We start from the raw sequence: 17,922 nt of genomic DNA, 5'->3' as shown, positions 1-17,922 counted from the left end.
AACAGGTAGTGAAACTTGACACTACCGGTATAAAACAGGAGGAATAAAAAATGACGAATCTAGAAAAATACAATAAAATTTTCATGGGTGTATTCAGAAAAAAAGAGGAGGAACTAAAGGAATTAAAATACAGAGGTTTTGACCTCTGGGATTCAATCGGCCATATGGATCTGGTAGCGGAGCTGGAGGAAGCTTTTGAAATCAGGCTGGACACTTCGGATATGCTGAATCTGACATCATACGAAAAAGGCAAAGAGGTACTCTCCGGATACGGCGTTTTGTTTGAGGACGGCCGGGAAACGGGAAGCGTATGAAATATCAGGCAATACTCGGCATGCCTCCTTTTGGGGTGCCACAGTCTGAAAAAGAGCGGCTGCTTTTACCGTATCTCAGTCTTCTGACGGAGAAACACAGGGAATGCTGTCCGGAATACGGCCGGGTTTTAAAAATATTAGGCTACAGCCGGGAGAAGGCAGGAAAAATCGAAAAGCTGGAACAGATTCCGATGATCCCTGTCTCCCTTTTCAAAGGAGGAGGTCTTAAAAGCGTTCCGGCTCTGGAGATATTCAAGACAGTCCAATCCTCGGGTACAACAGGACAGATGCGTTCCGAGATTGTCCTGGACAAAAATACGGCGGCGGATCAGCAGAAAACACTTTCCGCGGTTGCCGGCGATTTTATCGGCAGGGGGAGGTTTCCGCTTCTTATTGTCGATTCCCCTGAAGTCCTGAAGAACAGGGAGCTTTTTTCTGCCAGGGGAGCAGGGATTTTAGGATTTTCTATTTTCGGCACCGAGCGTTTCTACGCTTTAAACAGTGATATGAGCCTGAATCTGGACGGAATACAGGAATTTCTTGAGCGCCATCGGGGAGAACCGGTTCTTCTTTTCGGTTTTACCTTTATGATATGGAAGTATTTTTACCAGGCTTTGTATCGGGGAAAAATGAGGCTCGAGATTGAAAACGGCTGTCTGATCCATGGGGGAGGCTGGAAAAAACTAAAAAATGAAGCTGTGACGGAACAGGAATTTAAGGAAGCGTTAAAACGGCAGACTGGAATCGGCAGAGTACATAATTATTACGGTATGGCGGAACAGACCGGCAGCATCTATATGGAATGTGAATGCGGGCATCTGCATGCCGCCAGCTATTCGGAGGTAATCATGCGCAGAAGCCTGGATTTTTCAGTCTGTGATATCGGGGAAAAGGGGTTATTACAGGTAATTTCCCCGGCTGCCCAGTCTTATCCGGGGCATTCCCTGCTGACGGAGGATGAGGGAATTATCCTTGGGATTGATGATTGTCCCTGTAAGAGAAAAGGAAAATACTTTAAAGTGACCGGACGGGCAGACGGAGCAGAAATCAGGGGGTGCAGCGATACATATGAAAATTGACGGCAAAAGCGGGACGCGGACGGAAATTCCATTTTCCGAACCGGTGATGGATTTTCTTTCCGCTCTTTCAGAGCGGATTAAAAGCGATGACTTACTCAGAAGTGATGAGGAAATACGTGCTTTTGGATTCTGGTGCCGGAGGGCAAATCTTGAACGGTACAGGAATCAGTATACAGGGAATGACTTCCGGCTGGGGAGAGGTCTTGTCTTTCACATCGCTCCGTCTAATATTCCGGCGATGTTCGCCTGGTCCATGGCGATTGGCCTGCTGGCCGGTAATTCCAACATCATCCGTATTTCATCCAGAACAGCCGGACAGGGAATGCGTCTGAAAGAACTGATCGGTCAGATGCTTTCGGAAGAAAAGAAAAGCAGCTTGGCCGGGCTTTCCCAGGGGGGAATTTATGACATGGTCCGCTTTGTATCCTACGGCAGCAGCAGCCGGGAACAGACGGCGTATTATTCCTCTCTCTGCGATGTGAGGGTGATCTGGGGCGGTGACAGGACTGTGGACGAAGTGCGGCAGATTCCGCTTCGCGCGGATGCTTATGATATCATCTTTCCGGACCGCAGTTCCCTGCTTCTTCTTAACACGGACCGGGTATCGGAATTGGAAGAGGACGAACTGCAGGCTCTGGCACACCGTTTTTATATGGATACTTACAGTGTGGATCAAAACGCCTGCTCCAGCCCGTCCTCCGTGATCTGGCATGATGAGGGCGGACAATGGGCGGAAAAGGAAGGAGTCAGAAAGCGCTGGTGGGCAGCCGTGGAACAGGCAGCCGCAGCATACCAACTCACACCATCCAGGGCATACCGGAAGTTTCAGGCGCTCTGTGAAGCCGCTCTTAATGATACTTCGCTCTGCGAAGCAGTCCGGTACGGCAACCGGCTCTGGGTGGTGCCGGTACAAAAGACAAAGGAGCTGGCAAAACGGAAGGGCAGCTTTGGAACCTTTTATGAATACGGGATAAAAGAACTGGAGGAATTAATACCGGCCGTAAATAAAAAGATTCAGACTATGACCTGCTATGGGTACGACATACAAAAACTGCGGCGCTTTGTGAGAGATTCAAGGCTTAGGGGCATAGACCGGATTGTCCCTCTGGGGCAGGCCATGACCTTTGAACCGACATGGGACGGAATGGATCTGATCGAACGGCTGTCAAGAGAAATATCGTAGTTACATTTCGTAAGGAGATGAGAAGATGCTCGGCACATTTTATGAAGAAAGGCCGGAACTAAAAGAAAGGACAATGCTCCTGGACGATAGGGGAGCCATTGCCACATACGCGGATCTCGATGAGTTCAGCCGAAGGACGGCGGGGAGGATGAAAAGCCGGAGCCTCCTGTTTATTTTATGCGGGAACAGCATCGGCTCAGTTTTTACCTGTTTTGCGGCCCTGAGAAACCGCGTTGTGCCCCTGCTTCTGAACCGCCAAATCATGGAGGACAAGGCCAGGAGGGAGATGCTCGGTGAGCTGATGGAAGAATACAGGCCCAAATACCTGGCGCTGCCGGAAGAAGTATATAGCGCCAATCCGGATTATTTCGCCGGCATGCCGCCCGTCTGGCACGAATGGGGCTATATCTGCCTGAGCTGCCGGCCGTGTTCAGAGAGCAGCCGGGAGGTAAAGCTTTATGAAGAGCTGGCCCTCCTGCTGACGACATCGGGAAGCACCGGAAGTCCGAAGCTTGTCAGGCTCAGCTATAAAAACCTGAGTTCGAATGCGGCTTCCATCGCCAGCTATCTGGAGCTTACCCGGTCGGAACGCCCCGTCACAACGCTTCCGATGAATTATACATACGGCCTGTCCGTCATCAACAGCCATGCGCTGGCGGGGGCCGCCGTGCTTTTGACGGAAAAGACAGTGTTTGACCGGGGATTCTGGGAGTTTGCGTCGGCAGAAAAGGCCACTTCCCTTGCAGGTGTTCCCTATACATATGAGATGCTTAAAAAATTAAAGTTTATGGAGATGGAACTGCCGAATTTGAAAACAATGACACAGGCGGGAGGAAAGCTTTCCGTATCCCTTCACCGTGAATTTGCCGAATATGCAGCCGGACATGGGAAACATTTTATTGTCATGTACGGGCAGACGGAGGCCACTGCAAGGATGGGCTACCTTCCGGCCGGCGAAGCTCTGAACCGGTGCGGGAGTATGGGAATCGCAATCCCCGGAGGGAAATTCCGCCTGACAGGGGAGGACGGCAGAGAGATAAAAGAGGCGGGAACGACCGGCGAACTTGTCTATGAAGGAAAGAATGTTATGCTGGGCTATGCAAAAAAACGGAGCGACTTGTCAAAGGGAGATGAATGCAGAGGGATCCTTTTCACCGGAGACATGGCAAGACGTGATGAGGCGGGTTTTTATTATATAGAAGGGAGGAAAAAAAGGTTTCTCAAGCTGTTCGGGAACCGGATCAGCCTGGACGGAACCGAGCGCCTTTTGAAACATCATTTTGGGGGCTGTGATTTTGCCTGTACCGGCAATGATGAAGGGATGAAAATTTTCATGGCTATGCCGAAGGAGAGTATGGGTTCGCCGGGGCATTGTGCATTGCCAAAGCCGGAGGAGACGGCGCTCTTTCTGGAGAAGGCGACAAAGCTGAGCCGCCGTGTATTTGAGGTTATCACAGTCGGGGAAATACCGAAAAATGATGCCGGAAAAGTGCTTTATAAAAAGCTGGAAGAACTCCCGTAAATCATGTATGATGAATACATAATAATGGGAAAGGATTTGAAGGAATGAATTACGAAGAACAGCTGAAACAGACGAATGAGACAAATCACTTTATGATTCACAACAATATTAAAGCTGCAATGCTTACAAAGGATCAGGCCCGTGTCACCGCAGCCGTCACCCCCGTCTCTCTGAATGCGATGGAGAGCGTTCACGGAGGCCTTATGTTCATTATGGCGGAGATAGCCGCCGGCCTGCTGACGAGAAACGACGGCCGCCGCCATGTTACGGTGAACAGTTCCTTCCGGTTCCTGAAGGGGACGAACCGGGCTGAGGAACTGACTGCGGAGGCGGCCGTGATAAACAGGGGCAGGAGACTCTGCGTCTGCCGTTCCGTTGTCAGGGAGACGGGCAATGAGAGAATACTGGCGGAGGGGGAATTTACATTTTACTGTTTGGACGAGGGATAGGTACTGTCTGAAGACAGCTTTTCCACCGCTCTTTTTAACCTCCCGCACCCCTCCACAATATTTTCATAGCTGTTTGCGAAGGACATGCGAAGATAACCTTCGCCCTCCGGACCAAAGACATCACCGGGGACAAATGCGAGCTTTGCCTCATTTAACAGATATTCTGCCACCTCAGCGGACGGCCTTCCCAGCTTTTTTATGTTGATAAAGATATAAAAGGCACCTTTGGGGCAGAGGCAGCTTATGCCCTTAATCCGGTTAATGGCACCCACGGCATAATCGCGGCGTCTCTGATATTCGCGGACCATCCCGTTTACTTCATCTTTTTCATCGCGAAGGGCGGCGACAGCGGCCTGCTGGACGAAAGAAGTGGCACAGGTCGTATTGTGCTGGTGGATTTTATTAAGGACAGCAATCAGGCTTTCCGGCGCGGCGGCGTAACCCAGCCTCCAGCCCGTCATGGAATATGCTTTTGAGAAACCGTTGAGCGTGACGGTGCGTTCCTTCATGCCTGGTAAGGATGCAATGCTTATATGCTTTTCACCGTCATAAATCAGCCTCTCATATACTTCGTCGGCAAGCACCAGAATATCATTCTCCACAGCGAGCCGGGCAAGCTCTGTCAGTACGCTTTCAGAGAGGACCCCGCCGGTGGGGTTGTTCGGGGTGATAATAACCATGGCCTTTGTCTTATCCGTAATGCTGTTCTTTATCTCATCCAGATCGATTTGGTAATCGTTTTCTTCGCGGAGATGGTAGGATACGGGAACAGCCCCTAAAAGCTTCGGCACATTCATGTAGTTGATCCATACGGGATCCGGGACAAGGATTTCATCCCCCTCATCCAGGATGCTGCACAGCACATCGTAAACAGCCTCGGTCAGTCCGACACTGACAATGATCTCAGATGCCTTACAGTCGATTTTGTTCTGGGTTCTCAGCTTATTGGCAATGGCCTCCCGGAGCGGCAGGATACCGAAATTGGAGGTATAGAAGACATCCCCCGCAGTGATGCTGTCGATACAGGCCTTCTTAATGTACTCCGGCGTGTCGAAATCAGGGCGTCCGATTTCAAAATGGAGGACCGGTTCTCCGGCCCGTTCCATCTCAAGGGCCTTTTCATTCATTTTACGTATGCCTGAAGGGGCCAGCCGTTCCATGCGTTTTGCAATCATTTCATTCATATTCATAATTAAAAACTCCTTTCCCGTCTGCCGGTTTTTGATAAATCCGGTTTTTTTGTCCTGCCTCTATTATATCGGCTGTACTCCACAAAAATCCAATAGATAAAAGTATATGCAGGCATAAGCAAATGAGTATAAAAACGGACCGTATAAGAAAATATTTATACTTCTATACAAATTAAGGTCTTAGACAGAATCAGGACTCAGATGTTATCGTAGGGGTAAAGGAGGAAATGCTATGAGACTTGCAACCATTAAAAACGGCGGCACAGAGACGGCCGCAATCGTTACGCAAAAGGGAGTATGTCCCATCCGTGCGGTTAACAAAGCAAAAGGAACATCATGGAAAACAAAGATGTTTGATTTAATCCTGAAGGAGGAAATTCCCCTGCTGACCGCGTGGTATAACAATGGGGGGAAAGAAGAGCTGGAGGAGATGCCCGGCGTGATTTTGGCAGAAGAAGCCGTATATGGTCCGCTCTACAGAACACCTCAGCGCATCTTCGGCATCGGATTAAACTATGTGGATCACGCAGGGGATTTGGGGGAGAGTGCCCCGGTTGGATTTCCCGGAAGCTTCTATAAACCGGCATCCTGTATTATAGGGCCGATGGATGAGATACGGATTCCGGAGTTGGAGGAGGCAAAGAAGACAACCGCCGAGGCTGAGCTTGGAATAATCCTCGGAAAGGACTGCAAGTGTATTGATGAGGAGGACTGGGAAAAATACATTGCGGGCTATACGGCTATTCTGGATATGACGGAAGAATCTATCCTCCGCCAGAACCCGCGTTTTCTCACTATTGCAAAAGGTTTCGACACTTTTTTCAGCTTCGGTCCCCAGCTCGTCACGCCGGACGAGGTTCCGGACGTGCTGAAGCTGAATGTTCAGACGGTACATAACGGCAGGGTTCATGCCGGGAATGATGTAAGTAATATGACACACAAACCGGCCCGTCTCGTCTCCCTGGTTTCACGGCTGCAGGGATGGAAGGCGGGAGATATTCTATCAACCGGAACACCGAGGGCTGTCCATATCGAGGACGGCGATACGGCGGAATGCCGCATCAGCGGGCCTGACGGTTTTATGATGGAACCGCTTATAAATCCTGTTGTGGATATGAAGAAAAGGAGGGGGTAATATGGAACTGGGATTAAAAGATAAGACGGCGATTGTCAGCGCGTCCAGTTCAGGGCTTGGAAAGGCAATTGCCATGGAGCTGTGCAGAGAGGGCGCCCGGGTTATGCTGTTTTCCCCGTTTGAGGAACAGCTTAAGGAGGCGCAGGCCGAAATCGAAGAAAAGACAGGTAACAGGCCGGAATATGAGGCCGGAGATATCACAAAGGCGGAGGATATTAAAAGGCTGGTGAAGACCACGACTGAAAAACTTGGCCCGGTTTATGCCTTGATGAATAACACGGGAGGCCCGTCGCCGGGAACATTCGATCAATTTTGCGATGAGGACTGGCAGAAAGCGTTTGAGCTATGCCTCCTGTCCTACATCCGTCTGATACGGGAGTGCCTGCCGATTATGCGGGCCGGCGGAGGCGGAAGAATCCTGAACTCCACCTCCTCCTCTGTGAAAGCGGTGCTTGACAACCTGATCCTCTCCAATACCTTCCGCATGGGGGTAGTGGGACTGTCGAAAACCCTCTCCCAGGAGCTGGGCAAAGATGGGATTCTGGTAAATGTCATAGGGCCGGGAAGAATCGGCACAGCCAGGATTGATCAGATGGATCAGGTCCGCGCAGAGAAGGCGGGTAAAACAGTGGAGGAGATACGGCAGTCGGCATTTGCGGGTATCCCGCTGGGCCGCTATGGGAAGCCGGAAGAGTACGGCAAACTGGCTGCCTTTTTGCTGGCGCCTTCCAACACTTATATTACGGGACAGACCGTTCTGGTGGATGGTGGGATGGTTAAGGCGTTCTGACGCTTATCCCTCCGGGTGAAGCATCATATATTTGATGAAATCGTCTGACAGCGGTGACGGTGCAGGATGCTTTTTATAAGAGATCAGGATTTCACGGGATGCCATCTCGTCCCCCAATTTATAATAGGCCAGTTTATCACTTGCTTCAGTGGCTTTAAGCAGAGTATTTCTGAAAAAAGTGATACCCTGGCCGTTTTTTGCTATATTGTAAGCAGTCAGCATCTGATCCAGATACAGGCAGGCATTTGGCTCAAAGCCTGCCCGGCGGCAGAGCTCCATAGCCCTCCTGTACAGATCATGCTGCTTTTTCAGCAGCAGGAAAGGCTCTTCCTTCAGGAGCGAAAGATCGACGGCGGGAATCTCTTCACTGAGGAAACTGAGATCCTTAATCTGGGAGCCGGTGAGGCGGTAAGCGGCCAGGCGCTCATTTACATCAAAATGGGAAGGCACGGCCAGGAGGATATATTCCCGTCCGAGAGGAATGGATTCAAATACCTGGCTGTCCATGGTCTCCACATCCATAACCAGATCAAGCTCCCCCGACTTTAGCTTTTCTTCCATGTCCGTGACAACGGTTTCTATCAGGTTGAGCGTACAGCCGGGATTGTGTTCGTGATACCGTTTTATAATGCCGGGAAGGACGTAGGTGCAGAAGTAGGAGGAGCTTCCAATATTAAGCGTGCCTCCCCTGACTCCGGCGGCAGAGGCAAAGTATGCATCAATCCGATCCTCGATTTCAGAAATTTCCAGGCCGGCTTTTATGTAGAATTCGCCCGCAGGGGTGAGAGTAACCGGGTTAACGCCGCGGTTAAAAAGCGGTACGCCGTAAAGCTCTGTCTCGACTTTTTTGATAGCGGCGCTCAAAGCCGGCTGCGAGATATAGAGTTTTGCGGCCGCCTTTGAAAAGCTGCCCTCCTGGAAGACGGTATAGACATATTCGAAGCTGCGGTTTTTCATGATTTAATCCTCCTGCTTGTCAACGGAACCTGACATTATTATAATTTGCCGGGAGATAAAATGCAATCAGGTATGTCAGGATCCGCCTTTGACCGCCTTTCTGCCTCTGCCAGGGACTTGCCCTGCCGTATCATTTCCGTCTGGATAATCGTTTCTGCTGCCGTAAATCCGTGATATAATGATAAAAGGATAAAAGGTGTTACCGGAACAGCCATAAAAGGAAATTTTATAGAGTTTTTTCGTCTGACGCAGGATGACGGAAAGAAGACGGGAGGGAAAAGTGTTAGAAATAAGGACGGCAAAAGAGGAAGAGTTTGAGAAAGTAGTGTCATTTTATGACGCGGTGATTGATGGGATGCAGAATGCCGAATCAAAGCCGGGCTGGAAAAAGGGAATCTATCCGGATGAGAAATTTTTAAAGGGAGCCATTGAACGGCAGGAACTGCTGATCGGCATTTTGGACGGTGTGATTACCGGAGCAATGGTGGCTAATCATGAGTGTGCCGATGGGTATGAGACGATAGAATGGAAAACCGGTGCAGGTCCACAAGAGGTAACTGTCATCCATGCGCTCGGAGTCCTGCCGGAACACCAGGGAAAAGGGCTGGCCGGAGAGATGGTAAATGAGGTGATAAGACGGGCCTGCATTGGCAGGCAGAAGGCGATCCGCCTGGATGTGCTTGCGGCTAACGTATCGGCCCAAAGGTTCTATTTGTCCAGGGGATTTGAGTACTGCGGCACCGTAAAATTATTTTATGAGGATACGGGATTGACGGAATTTCTGCTGTATGAATACATACTGTGATTCAAAAGCTTTTATTACCCTGTCACAGCTTTCTCCGGCCCGGCTGCTCCCATACCAGGATGATAAGACAGCCGGCGGCGTAACACAGGATATCTTTGACATCAAAGGTGGAACCAAGAATGATCATTGCAGCCCGGTTATGCTCCAGCCCAAGCAGCCTGCCGATATGGAAATATTGAAGAATTTCAACGCTGACGGCAAAGAGCAGCACATACCAGATAAGGTTTTTAACCCCGTGAGGAAACAGAGCTCTGAGAAAGGTATAGATTAAAATGACAACGAGGACATCTCCGGCATAGGGGCGTATAAAACGATCATGCACAAAAATCCCGATGAACAGCTCGGTGAGCAGAAGGAAGAGGAACATGGTGAGATAGCGGATTCGGGGATTTGTGATTTTCATATGCTTCATGGCAAAATCCTTCCTGGTTTGCAATATGGCTCATAGTGTTACTATTCACAGCCGCTATTTTGCGGAGCTGTGAATAGTAACATCATAGCGGCTGAATATGCTTTAATGTGTCATTGTCAATCTCTCTTTTCATTTCTTTAAGCAGCGGATTAGTTTCAAAATACTGCTTCCCGTAAGAAAGATTGAATTCATAGTCGAAATCGTCTGGATTTTGGCCCTGATTATGCTGAATAATGGTTTCCGCCTTATCCAGTGCCTTAACTAATTTTGCTTCTGCCGTTCTGCCGTCTTCATATTCCTGCCAGAGGGAAGCGATGCGGCTGCGGGCCGGTTCCTCCAGAAGGGATAACAGTCTGCTGACCGATCCGGCCTCTGATTTGTACTTCTCATCCGGATCCGGCAGCAGGGCGGCAGAAATATCGCCGTCATAGATTTCGCCCAGATCATGTACCAGAGCCATCATCAGAAGCTTTTTCCCATCCAGTTCCGGAAATTCTTGCGAGATGATTCCGGTAAATAAAGCCAGACGCCAGGAATGCTCGGCAGTGCTTTCCTTCTTTCCTGCGGAAGTCCAGGCAGTGCGGGTGATATTTTTTAACAATTCTAGTTCTTTTATAAATTCAAGGTATGATTTAAGTAGTGTCATGAAAGTAACCTCCTGATTCTTTATTTATCAGTGTAGAAGATTACAGGAGACTTGTCAATTTGTTTTACAGCCTGCGGGTTTTGCTGTATATATTTTCTATTTGACTTTCGTATCTTAGTATGATATATTACGATAAAATAAAAATGATCGTGAGGTGTGTGTTTGTTAAGTGTGTTAATTGCAGAAAAGGCAGCAAAATAGTTGCATAAAGAGTAGGGTTTTCTGGCTGTTACGCCAGGAGTCTGCCCTTTTATCGGCGTGTCTGTGGCCGATAGAATCTGCTTTTACCACTTCATACACAAACCTGAGGTTTAATTTGGAGGGGAGCGGTGCGCTCCTTTTTTATTTCATATGGAAGTTGTCCTGTGATATAAAAATGCTCCGCGAGGAGCTCCGGTCCTGGGAATAAGTCTGTGAACGTGGGGGAGATACGGTCATGGACTTATTTTATTTAACAGGAAAGCTCTCCTGTTAAATAAAAACCGCTTCGCGGAGGATCGCACTGCGGAGGTAGGGAATTATGTCGCCGAAGCGACCCGCCGCAGGCGGAGAATCCCGCGAGCGGGATTCTATCTTATAGGAGGAAAACAAATTGAACCGAACATTTGAAACATTAGAATTTAATCATATTTTAAAACAGTTGGAAGAGTACGCTTATACAGAGAGAAGTAAGGAGAAGATCAGGGCTTTGGAGCCGTATCTGAGGGAAACGGACGTAAAGGTTGCTCTGCGCGAGACGACAGAGGCCAGGGAAATGCTGGACAAATTCGGGAATCCCCCGTTAGTGACGCTTGATCAGGTGGAAGAACTGCTGAATACGGCTCAGAAGGAAGGATGTCTGACTGCTGAACAGCTTGAGTATATCGGAATAACGCTGACGGCGGTAGAGAGGCTGAAAGACTATCTGTCAAGGGGAAAACATCTGGAGTCCGGCCTTCCGTTTTATGAGGCGGACCTCTATCCGATGACGGATATAAAAGAAGAGCTGGCGGCATCAGTCAGGAATAACCAGGTTCAGGATTACGCCAGCAAATATTTAAAGGATACCAGGGAACAGATTGCCAGGACGGAAGAAAAGATGCGGACAAAGGCAGAAGCCGTACTGAAAGCGAATAAAGATGCTGTATCCGAACAATTCATTACTTCCAGGAACGGCCACATCTGCATTCCTGTAAAAAAAGATTATAAATTCAGAATACCGGGAACCGTAATTGATAAATCGTCTACAGGAGCCACACTGTTTGTCGAACCGGTGTCAGTGGCGAAATACGGCGAGGAGCTTCAGCTTTTAAAGCTGGACGAAGAAAATGAAGTCAGGCGCATTTTATATACGCTGACAGCGCTGATAGCGGAGCAGCAGGAACTGTTTTATGAAAATATCAGGGTGATAGAAAAACTGGACTTTATCTTTGCCAAGGGAAAGCTGAGCGCTGCTGTCTGCGGCACGCTGCCGAAGATAAACCTGGAGCGCAGAATACGGATCAGGAATGGCCGTCATCCGCTTTTAGATCCCACAACCTGTGTACCTCTGGATTTCGAGATTGGCCAAAAGACAAGAGGAATTATTATAACGGGGCCAAACACGGGAGGCAAGACGGTAGCGATCAAGACAGTGGGACTCTACTGCCTGATGGCCCAGTGCGGTCTGCATCTACCCTGCGGGGAAGCTGATATCTGTATGAACAGCCAGGTACTTTGTGACATTGGGGACGGTCAGAATATGACTGAGAACCTGTCCACCTTTTCCGCTCATATTACGAACGCTCTGGATATTCTGAGACGGGTGAACCGGGAGAGCCTGGTTGTAATGGATGAGCTGGGATCCGGAACCGATCCGGCCGAGGGAATGGGAATCGCGATTGCCATTTTAGAGGAGCTTAGAAAGAGCGGGTGCCTGTATCTTGTTACCACCCACTATCCGGAAGTGAAGCAGTACGGGGAGAATGCGGAGGGAGTCTGCAACGCGAGAATGGCCTTTGACAGAGAAACGCTGAAGCCAAAATACCGGTTGGAGATAGGCCGGGCCGGTGAGAGCTGCGCTTTCTATATTGCCAAGAGTCTCGGCATGCCTGCGGATATGCTCCGCAGAGCCAGCCAGGCTGCTTATGGGGAGAACGGCAGTCCGGATATCATGGACGCCCTTCCGGAACAGCTTGAACGCCGGTCTGCGCCGGTCATACAAAAAGAAAAAATCCATAAGAATCATCAGACGGAGGCAGACGCATTCCGGCTGGGAGACTGTGTTATGGTTTATCCCGACAAAAAGACGGGAATTGTCTGCCGTACCGCAAATGAAAAGGGCGTGCTTCAGGTTCAGCTGCAGGATAAGAAAATATGGATTAACCACAAAAGGATAAAACTTCACGTCCCTGCATCCGAACTGTATCCGGAGGATTATGATTTTTCCATTATCTTCGAAAGCGTGGAGGAGAGGAAAGCGAAACACCAGATGGAGCGTAAATACTGTGAAGGAATGGAGAGAACTATACCATCCACAGACTGATTGTGGTATACTATGAGCACTTGATGAGGTATTACACGAATCTAGTGCGAGTCATACCTGAACCCTTGGTGAGGTACTCCACGAACCTAGAGTTCATGGTATACTATGAGCATGAGCATTTGATACATTAAAATCACCCGGTCAGCGGCCGGACAGAAACAGGAGGGATAGCAGATGACACAGCAGGAGCTAGTCCTGTCGGCGGAATTCTTTCTGCGCATTCTCACAGCGGCAGTCTGTGGAATTGTAATCGGATATGAGAGGGAAAACAGAAATAAAGAGGCGGGGATCCGTACTCATGCAATTGTTGCTTTGGGCGCTGCCCTGATCATGATTGTGTCAAAATATGGATTTTCTGATATTCAGAACTATGATGCTTCCAGGGTTGCTGCGCAGATCGTCAGCGGCATCGGATTCCTTGGCGCCGGAATCATATTCATCAGGAACCGCGCTGTGAGCGGCCTTACGACGGCGGCCGGAATCTGGGCCACGGCAGGGGTGGGAATGGCGGTGGGTTCCGGTATGTACTATATTGGTATTGCCGTTACTGTTCTCATTGTCTTGATGCAGTTCGTTCTGCACAGGCAGTTTGTGATTAAAAAAGAACACAGGTATGAAAAACTGGTCATTATCATGAAAGACCATCCGGGAATTGAAGAGCTTCAGGAAAAACTGCTCGGACAGAAGGTGGAAGTAGACAGTCTGGAGCTTGAGATGACGGAAAACCAGGAGTACAGAATGGAGCTGGGAGTTTTTCTGCCGAAAGAGTACAACAAGATGGAACTGACCAAAATACTGATGGACTGTAGCGGCGTCACATATGTCAGATGCTGACCCCGCAGGCCGCGGCTGATGAAGCCGGTAAAAGAATAAAAGTATAAAAGAATCCCCTTCCGTTTTTTTCCTGATGGCAGCCTGTCAGCGGGAAAATAACAGAAGGGGATTTTGTAAATCAGGATTTCGGTTTAAATCAGAATTTATGAAATACCGGAGAACTGGTTTCTTACCTTCTGAATTTTCATTGCCTCCGCCTGCTCTGTCGTATACCAGCCTTTGGCAGACATTTTTTTGTAAATGTCATCCTGCATGCAAAGACTGTTGTTTAAGGCCTGATCAAAGCTCTGACGCACATCCTGGGTCGAAGATTCGATCGTACCGTGAAGATACAGATCACATACGCCTTTGGTGGTCAGAAGCAGGTTTTCCATTATACATCTGTCATCCATTTTTGTAACCCTCCTTTCATCATTAGGTTAAACGATAGAAACTGTCAAAAATCTGCTGATGCTTGTCAGCGATCTGCTGAACACAGGTTTTCAGTTCCTGATCCTGAAGATTTTGGATTGCATCCTGACACTGAGTTTTAAAAAATTTCTCATGTCCCAGAGCATCCTCGATATAATCTAATTCCTTTGGACTCATAATTATCACCTCCACATTTAGTATGTGAAGATTACAGGAAAGTATCATCACATTTTCCTTCCAAATTTATTCCAATATATTGAAACGTTTTTTGTGCGAACAGCCTCGGATGTAAAAAATCGTAAGATACGTAAAGATAAATTCTCTTGTGGCAGATGTCTCCGGAAGATATAATGGAAAATAATGAGAGAAAGCAGGGTGAAATATTATGATTACAATAAAGAATGATATCAAAGAGAAGAAAAAACAACGCAAAAAATATTTAACGCCATGTGCGGCAGTGCTGCTGATATGTTCCCTGGCGGCCTGCGCAGGAGGCGGGGCACAGAAGAATGCAGGAGGCGGGGCCGGAGCGGCAAGGGCAGCGGAGACAGAGGCAAGAACAGAGGAAAATGTAAGTAAGCAAGAAGCAGCATCTTTAACTGGTGAAGAGACAGCCAATTCGGCGGAATCCGCAAAAGAGGAGACGCAGACACCGGTGACAGAGAGCCGGGCGCAGGATTGGTCCGCCCTCCCGAATCCAATTGTGGATGTCGGTTCTTCGGAAGATTTTGAAGCGGCAGGACTGAGACTTTGGCTTCCGGCCAATAAAGAATGGTATAGTGATCCTGACTACAGTATGATAGGTGATAAGGCTGCGCAGATTCAGTTTTACGATGAGATTACTAAATCAGATGCCGTCGCGAGGGCAGCCAAATCGGAGGAAGGTGATATTTCGGGTATTTACTATGTGTTTGATGACAGCAGGAAACAGAGCTGGTTCACAAAACTGGAGGATGGAACGAAGGTGGACATCACGGTCCGGGTCACCTCAGAAAATTCAGATGTCCATGGAGTCCTTGCCACATGGTCGGCCGGTGATACCAGCTACAGTCTTTGGGAGGATGATGCCTGGGAACATCCGGATGCCGTGGCGAAAATGGCGATTGAAATTATAAAGATGAGCGATCCGGGAAGAGAGACAGAGCAGGATTAAAGACCGCCCTGTTTTAATTGACGGGGGTGATTTGTGCGCGGAGCGGGCCCGCCGTTTCCAGCGGGCCGTGTCCGGTTTACAGTAGATTGTCCGCCAGCTTCATCCGTTCCACCACGGGAACGTGGAAGGGACAGCGGCTTTCACAGCCCCTGCACTCAGTACAGTCGGCGGCGTTGGCGCTGAGCTGACGGTAATGGGCGCGCACGGCGGCGGGTACCTCCCGGTGCATGGAGGCCAGGTCATAAAGCTTATTCACCATGGCGATGTCGATTCCGGCGGGACAGGGAGCGCAGTGGCCGCAGTAGGTGCACTGGCCTGAGGAATAAGCATGATGCGGCGCCCGGGCCAGGACGCTGGCATAGTCCTTTTCTTCTGCGGAGGCGTTTTCATAGGCAACGGCCATGAGGACATGCTCCGGCGTATCATATCCGGCCATCACACTGGCGACAGCGGGCCGTGTAAGCGCATAATGAAGGCACTGGACAGGCGTGAGTGCCACGCCGAAGGGGGAGGTGCGGGCATCGAATAAACGTCCGCCGGCATACCCCTTCATGACGGTAATCCCAACTTCAAGGTGTTCGCAGATGCGGTAAAGCTCCTCCCTTTCCGGCGCAATGCCGCCCAGTGCTTCATCGTATTCATCGGCAAAATACTGGTTGATGTCTTCGGTTGGGGGAAGCAAATCAAAAGCAGGATTGATGCTGAACAGAATCATCTCAATCTCACCGCTCAGGGCCGCCATCTTTGCCACAGCCGGATTGTGGGTGCTGAGGCCGATATGGCGGATTACCCCGTCTTTCTTAAGTCCTCTGACATAGTCTATGTATTCCCCTGACATAATCCGCTCAAACTCTGCGGCCTCATCCACGAAATGGATCATGCCCAGGTCGATATAGTCTGTGCCGAGTCTGGAAAGTAAATCTTCAAAGGCGGCTTTCACCAGAGGCATACAGCGGGTGCGCACGTACTGTCCTTTCTGCCAGGTGGAACCGATATGTCACTATTATAGACAAGAGCACAAAAGGGATGGTGTGCGGCGGGAGTAGCCCGTCAGATTTTCCACTCGATTTCTACTTTTTCATTCGTTGCCCGGATAACGGTTATCAGTGCGTCAACGACTTTCTGCTTGTCCTCAAAGCTGACATTCTCCCAGTCGTCCAGATACCCGGAAATGCTCTCTATCTGTTCCATTGGTACAGCGTCCGCAGAGAGTTTTGCTATCTCTTTGGAAATGGCCTGACGTTTTGCGTCCAGTTCCTCAATCCTGCTGTTTGCATAGGAGAGCAGCACCGGGCTTGCGCCTGCCAGCGTGTCCAGCAGCTTTTCAATCTCGCTTTCTACCTGTGCCAGTTCCAGCCGCTTCGCTGTCAGCTTCGGGGAGATTTTCGCCGCCTTTTTCCGGCCCGTCAGCGTCTTAAAGTCTTTCAGCTTTTTGACCATTGCCCCGTATACCACCGCTTCCAGTTCATGCAGCTTTACGCAGCCGTAGCCGGGGCAGGCCTTGCTGTCCGCATGGACGGTACAGCGCAGATAGAGGATACCGTTAGCGCGCGCCGACATCAGCGCATAGCCGCACTTCCCGCATTTGATTTTTCCCGCCATCCATGTGTTCCGGGCTTTCCTTGCCGGTTGGTAGGTGTGGCTGGCAAGCAGCTTCTTCCGGCATTTTAACCACAGTTCAGAGGGGATAAAGCCCTCGCTGGGCGCAAGCACCAGCGTCTGCCCCTGTAAATGCTTATGCTTATCCTCCGTGTTGCCCTTGCCCTGATAGTAATAGCAGCCGTTTGTCCCCGCAAAGTCAGCGGCGTCGTTGTAGATGTCCGTCCCCTGGCTTTTGTAAAAATCGTATATGTCGAGGTCTGCCATTACATAAATCGGGTTGCGTAGGATAACGCCAAGGGTCGCCCTTGACAGCGGCCTGCCGTGGTAAGTGCGCATACCGTCCGCAGTCAGCTTCTTTGTAATGTCATGGAGGGACACCTGCGGGTCGGCGTACATCTCGTACATCCGCCGCACAAAGGCCGCTTCCGTCGGCTCGATTACCAGCTTCTTTGTGCGTATCCCGTCCATGACATACGGCTCTGTCCGAAAACCGTAGGGCGTTTTGCCGCCCATCTTAAAACCACGCTGGCAGCGGGAATGCCATGCGTCCTGCCCCGCTTCTGTATCGTTTCCCGTTCAAGCTGGGCGAACACGATACAGATGTTCAGCATAGCCCGCCCCATCGGGGTGGAGGTGTCAAACTTCTCCGTGGAGGAAACAAATTCCACTTCGTATTTTTGGAAGAAGTCCATCATCTTCGCAAAGTCCAGAATGGAACGGCTGATACGGTCCAGCTTGTAAACCACTACTTTTCGGATAAGCCCGTTTTCAATGTCCCGCATAAGCTGCTGGAATTGTGGACGCTCCGTGTTTTTCCCGGAATACCCTTTGTCCTTGTACTCTTTACAGTTACCGCCTTTCAGTTCGTATTTGCAAAACTCAATCTGGCTTTCAATGGAAATGCTGTCCTTTTTGTCTACCGATTGTCTTGCATAGA

17 protein-coding genes and 2 pseudogenes are annotated in these 17,922 nt (G+C 49.6%); 11 read left to right on the top strand and 8 right to left on the bottom strand.

Annotation, left to right across the window (positions count from 1 at the left end; translation table 11 throughout):
* The first annotated feature begins 50 nt into the window (after positions 1 to 50).
* From CLOSYM_RS04490 to CLOSYM_RS04470, 5 genes are read left to right on the top strand one after another with little or no spacing between them, the layout of a single operon-like run.
* Entirely contained in the window at positions 51 to 314 is a 264-nt protein-coding gene (locus CLOSYM_RS04490; protein ID WP_003498722.1) for an acyl carrier protein, read from the top strand.
* Complete coding sequence (locus tag CLOSYM_RS04485) at positions 311 to 1,393, top strand: LuxE/PaaK family acyltransferase (RefSeq protein WP_021641133.1); 1,083 nt, start codon at positions 311 to 313, stop codon at positions 1,391 to 1,393. Before CLOSYM_RS04490 ends, CLOSYM_RS04485 begins: the two co-directional genes overlap by 4 nt.
* Entirely contained in the window at positions 1,383 to 2,576 is a 1,194-nt protein-coding gene (locus CLOSYM_RS04480; protein WP_003498718.1) for an acyl-CoA reductase, read from the top strand. The genes CLOSYM_RS04485 and CLOSYM_RS04480 overlap by 11 nt, the downstream gene beginning before the upstream one ends.
* Before the next feature lie 25 nt (positions 2,577 to 2,601).
* Positions 2,602 to 4,098: an AMP-binding protein gene (locus CLOSYM_RS04475; protein ID WP_021641132.1), complete on the top strand. Its 1,497-nt coding sequence runs from the start codon at positions 2,602 to 2,604 to the stop codon at positions 4,096 to 4,098.
* 44 nt (positions 4,099 to 4,142) lie between these two features.
* Complete coding sequence (locus CLOSYM_RS04470) at positions 4,143 to 4,547, top strand: PaaI family thioesterase (RefSeq protein ID WP_003498714.1); 405 nt, start codon at positions 4,143 to 4,145, stop codon at positions 4,545 to 4,547.
* Here CLOSYM_RS04470 and CLOSYM_RS04465 read toward each other — a convergent pair.
* Positions 4,526 to 5,737: a pyridoxal phosphate-dependent aminotransferase gene (locus CLOSYM_RS04465; protein WP_009296178.1), complete on the bottom strand. Its 1,212-nt coding sequence runs from the start codon at positions 5,735 to 5,737 to the stop codon at positions 4,526 to 4,528. The genes CLOSYM_RS04470 and CLOSYM_RS04465 overlap by 22 nt on opposite strands.
* Before the next feature lie 232 nt (positions 5,738 to 5,969).
* Between CLOSYM_RS04465 and CLOSYM_RS04460 the strand changes: the two genes are divergently transcribed.
* On the top strand, positions 5,970 to 6,872 hold the full coding sequence (locus tag CLOSYM_RS04460) for a fumarylacetoacetate hydrolase family protein (protein WP_009296179.1): 903 nt from the start codon (positions 5,970 to 5,972) through the stop codon (positions 6,870 to 6,872).
* A 1-nt stretch (position 6,873) separates the two neighbouring features.
* Positions 6,874 to 7,662 carry an SDR family oxidoreductase gene (locus CLOSYM_RS04455; RefSeq protein WP_021641131.1) on the top strand — a complete coding sequence of 263 codons (789 nt, stop codon included), beginning with the start codon at positions 6,874 to 6,876 and terminating at the stop codon, positions 7,660 to 7,662.
* 3 nt (positions 7,663 to 7,665) lie between these two features.
* On the opposite strand, the gene CLOSYM_RS04450 is transcribed toward CLOSYM_RS04455, so the two are convergent.
* A complete protein-coding gene (locus CLOSYM_RS04450; RefSeq protein ID WP_021641130.1) occupies positions 7,666 to 8,619 on the bottom strand; it encodes a LysR family transcriptional regulator in 954 nt (317 codons plus the stop codon).
* Positions 8,620 to 8,899: 280 nt separating this feature from the next.
* Between CLOSYM_RS04450 and CLOSYM_RS04445 the strand changes: the two genes are divergently transcribed.
* Complete coding sequence (locus tag CLOSYM_RS04445) at positions 8,900 to 9,424, top strand: GNAT family N-acetyltransferase (protein WP_024738334.1); 525 nt, start codon at positions 8,900 to 8,902, stop codon at positions 9,422 to 9,424.
* 22 nt (positions 9,425 to 9,446) lie between these two features.
* Here the strand turns inward: CLOSYM_RS04445 and CLOSYM_RS04440 are convergent, their stop codons facing one another.
* Together CLOSYM_RS04440 and CLOSYM_RS04435 are read right to left on the bottom strand one after the other, a co-directional pair.
* On the bottom strand, positions 9,447 to 9,836 hold the full coding sequence (locus CLOSYM_RS04440; protein ID WP_009296183.1) for a ribosomal maturation YjgA family protein: 390 nt from the start codon (positions 9,834 to 9,836) through the stop codon (positions 9,447 to 9,449).
* Positions 9,837 to 9,918: 82 nt separating this feature from the next.
* On the bottom strand, positions 9,919 to 10,482 hold the full coding sequence (locus CLOSYM_RS04435; protein ID WP_021641127.1) for an HD domain-containing protein: 564 nt from the start codon (positions 10,480 to 10,482) through the stop codon (positions 9,919 to 9,921).
* Between the two features lie 592 nt (positions 10,483 to 11,074).
* On the opposite strand from CLOSYM_RS04435, the gene CLOSYM_RS04430 reads away from it, so the two are divergent.
* Together CLOSYM_RS04430 and CLOSYM_RS04425 are read left to right on the top strand one after the other, a co-directional pair.
* A complete protein-coding gene (locus tag CLOSYM_RS04430; RefSeq protein ID WP_021641125.1) occupies positions 11,075 to 12,985 on the top strand; it encodes an endonuclease MutS2 in 1,911 nt (636 codons plus the stop codon).
* Between the two features lie 174 nt (positions 12,986 to 13,159).
* Positions 13,160 to 13,819: an MgtC/SapB family protein gene (locus CLOSYM_RS04425; RefSeq protein ID WP_003498703.1), complete on the top strand. Its 660-nt coding sequence runs from the start codon at positions 13,160 to 13,162 to the stop codon at positions 13,817 to 13,819.
* Between the two features lie 143 nt (positions 13,820 to 13,962).
* Here the strand turns inward: CLOSYM_RS04425 and CLOSYM_RS04420 are convergent, their stop codons facing one another.
* The gene (locus CLOSYM_RS04420; RefSeq protein ID WP_003498702.1) at positions 13,963 to 14,211 is read right to left on the bottom strand and encodes a spore coat protein; all 249 of its coding nucleotides are present in this window, start codon (positions 14,209 to 14,211) and stop codon (positions 13,963 to 13,965) included.
* A 22-nt stretch (positions 14,212 to 14,233) separates the two neighbouring features.
* Positions 14,234 to 14,407, bottom strand: a complete 174-nt coding sequence (locus tag CLOSYM_RS22960; protein ID WP_003498701.1) for a hypothetical protein — start codon at positions 14,405 to 14,407, stop codon at positions 14,234 to 14,236.
* A gap of 208 nt (positions 14,408 to 14,615) precedes the next feature.
* Here CLOSYM_RS22960 and CLOSYM_RS04415 point away from each other — a divergent pair, with 208 nt between their 5' ends.
* Positions 14,616 to 15,383 (top strand): hypothetical protein, encoded by a 768-nt coding sequence (locus CLOSYM_RS04415; RefSeq protein ID WP_021641124.1) that lies wholly within the window; start codon positions 14,616 to 14,618, stop codon positions 15,381 to 15,383.
* A 76-nt stretch (positions 15,384 to 15,459) separates the two neighbouring features.
* On the opposite strand, the pseudogene CLOSYM_RS04410 reads toward CLOSYM_RS04415, so the two are convergent.
* Both CLOSYM_RS04410 and CLOSYM_RS04405 read right to left on the bottom strand, forming a co-directional pair.
* Positions 15,460 to 16,380: pseudogene (locus tag CLOSYM_RS04410) on the bottom strand (aldo/keto reductase); the annotation flags it as partial.
* Positions 16,381 to 16,433: 53 nt separating this feature from the next.
* Positions 16,434 to 17,922 (bottom strand): annotated as a pseudogene (locus tag CLOSYM_RS04405) (recombinase family protein); the annotation flags it as partial.

The organism is [Clostridium] symbiosum ATCC 14940, from assembly GCF_000466485.1.
GTDB lineage: Bacteria > Bacillota > Clostridia > Lachnospirales > Lachnospiraceae > Otoolea > Otoolea symbiosa.
The sequence above is the reverse complement of the archived record's forward strand: the minus strand, read 5'-3'. Positions and strand labels throughout refer to the sequence as shown.

Coding starts and splice junctions, on each gene's coding strand:
- CLOSYM_RS04490 (WP_003498722.1), top strand. CDS start 51: ATGACGAATCTAGAAAAATACAATAAAATTTTCATGGGTGTATTCAGA.
- CLOSYM_RS04485 (WP_021641133.1), top strand. CDS start 311: ATGAAATATCAGGCAATACTCGGCATGCCTCCTTTTGGGGTGCCACAG.
- CLOSYM_RS04480 (WP_003498718.1), top strand. CDS start 1,383: ATGAAAATTGACGGCAAAAGCGGGACGCGGACGGAAATTCCATTTTCC.
- CLOSYM_RS04475 (WP_021641132.1), top strand. CDS start 2,602: ATGCTCGGCACATTTTATGAAGAAAGGCCGGAACTAAAAGAAAGGACA.
- CLOSYM_RS04470 (WP_003498714.1), top strand. CDS start 4,143: ATGAATTACGAAGAACAGCTGAAACAGACGAATGAGACAAATCACTTT.
- CLOSYM_RS04465 (WP_009296178.1), bottom strand. CDS start 5,737: ATGAATATGAATGAAATGATTGCAAAACGCATGGAACGGCTGGCCCCT.
- CLOSYM_RS04460 (WP_009296179.1), top strand. CDS start 5,970: ATGAGACTTGCAACCATTAAAAACGGCGGCACAGAGACGGCCGCAATC.
- CLOSYM_RS04455 (WP_021641131.1), top strand. CDS start 6,874: ATGGAACTGGGATTAAAAGATAAGACGGCGATTGTCAGCGCGTCCAGT.
- CLOSYM_RS04450 (WP_021641130.1), bottom strand. CDS start 8,619: ATGAAAAACCGCAGCTTCGAATATGTCTATACCGTCTTCCAGGAGGGC.
- CLOSYM_RS04440 (WP_009296183.1), bottom strand. CDS start 9,836: ATGAAGCATATGAAAATCACAAATCCCCGAATCCGCTATCTCACCATG.
- CLOSYM_RS04435 (WP_021641127.1), bottom strand. CDS start 10,482: ATGACACTACTTAAATCATACCTTGAATTTATAAAAGAACTAGAATTG.
- CLOSYM_RS04425 (WP_003498703.1), top strand. CDS start 13,160: ATGACACAGCAGGAGCTAGTCCTGTCGGCGGAATTCTTTCTGCGCATT.
- CLOSYM_RS04420 (WP_003498702.1), bottom strand. CDS start 14,211: ATGGATGACAGATGTATAATGGAAAACCTGCTTCTGACCACCAAAGGC.
- CLOSYM_RS22960 (WP_003498701.1), bottom strand. CDS start 14,407: ATGAGTCCAAAGGAATTAGATTATATCGAGGATGCTCTGGGACATGAG.
- CLOSYM_RS04415 (WP_021641124.1), top strand. CDS start 14,616: ATGATTACAATAAAGAATGATATCAAAGAGAAGAAAAAACAACGCAAA.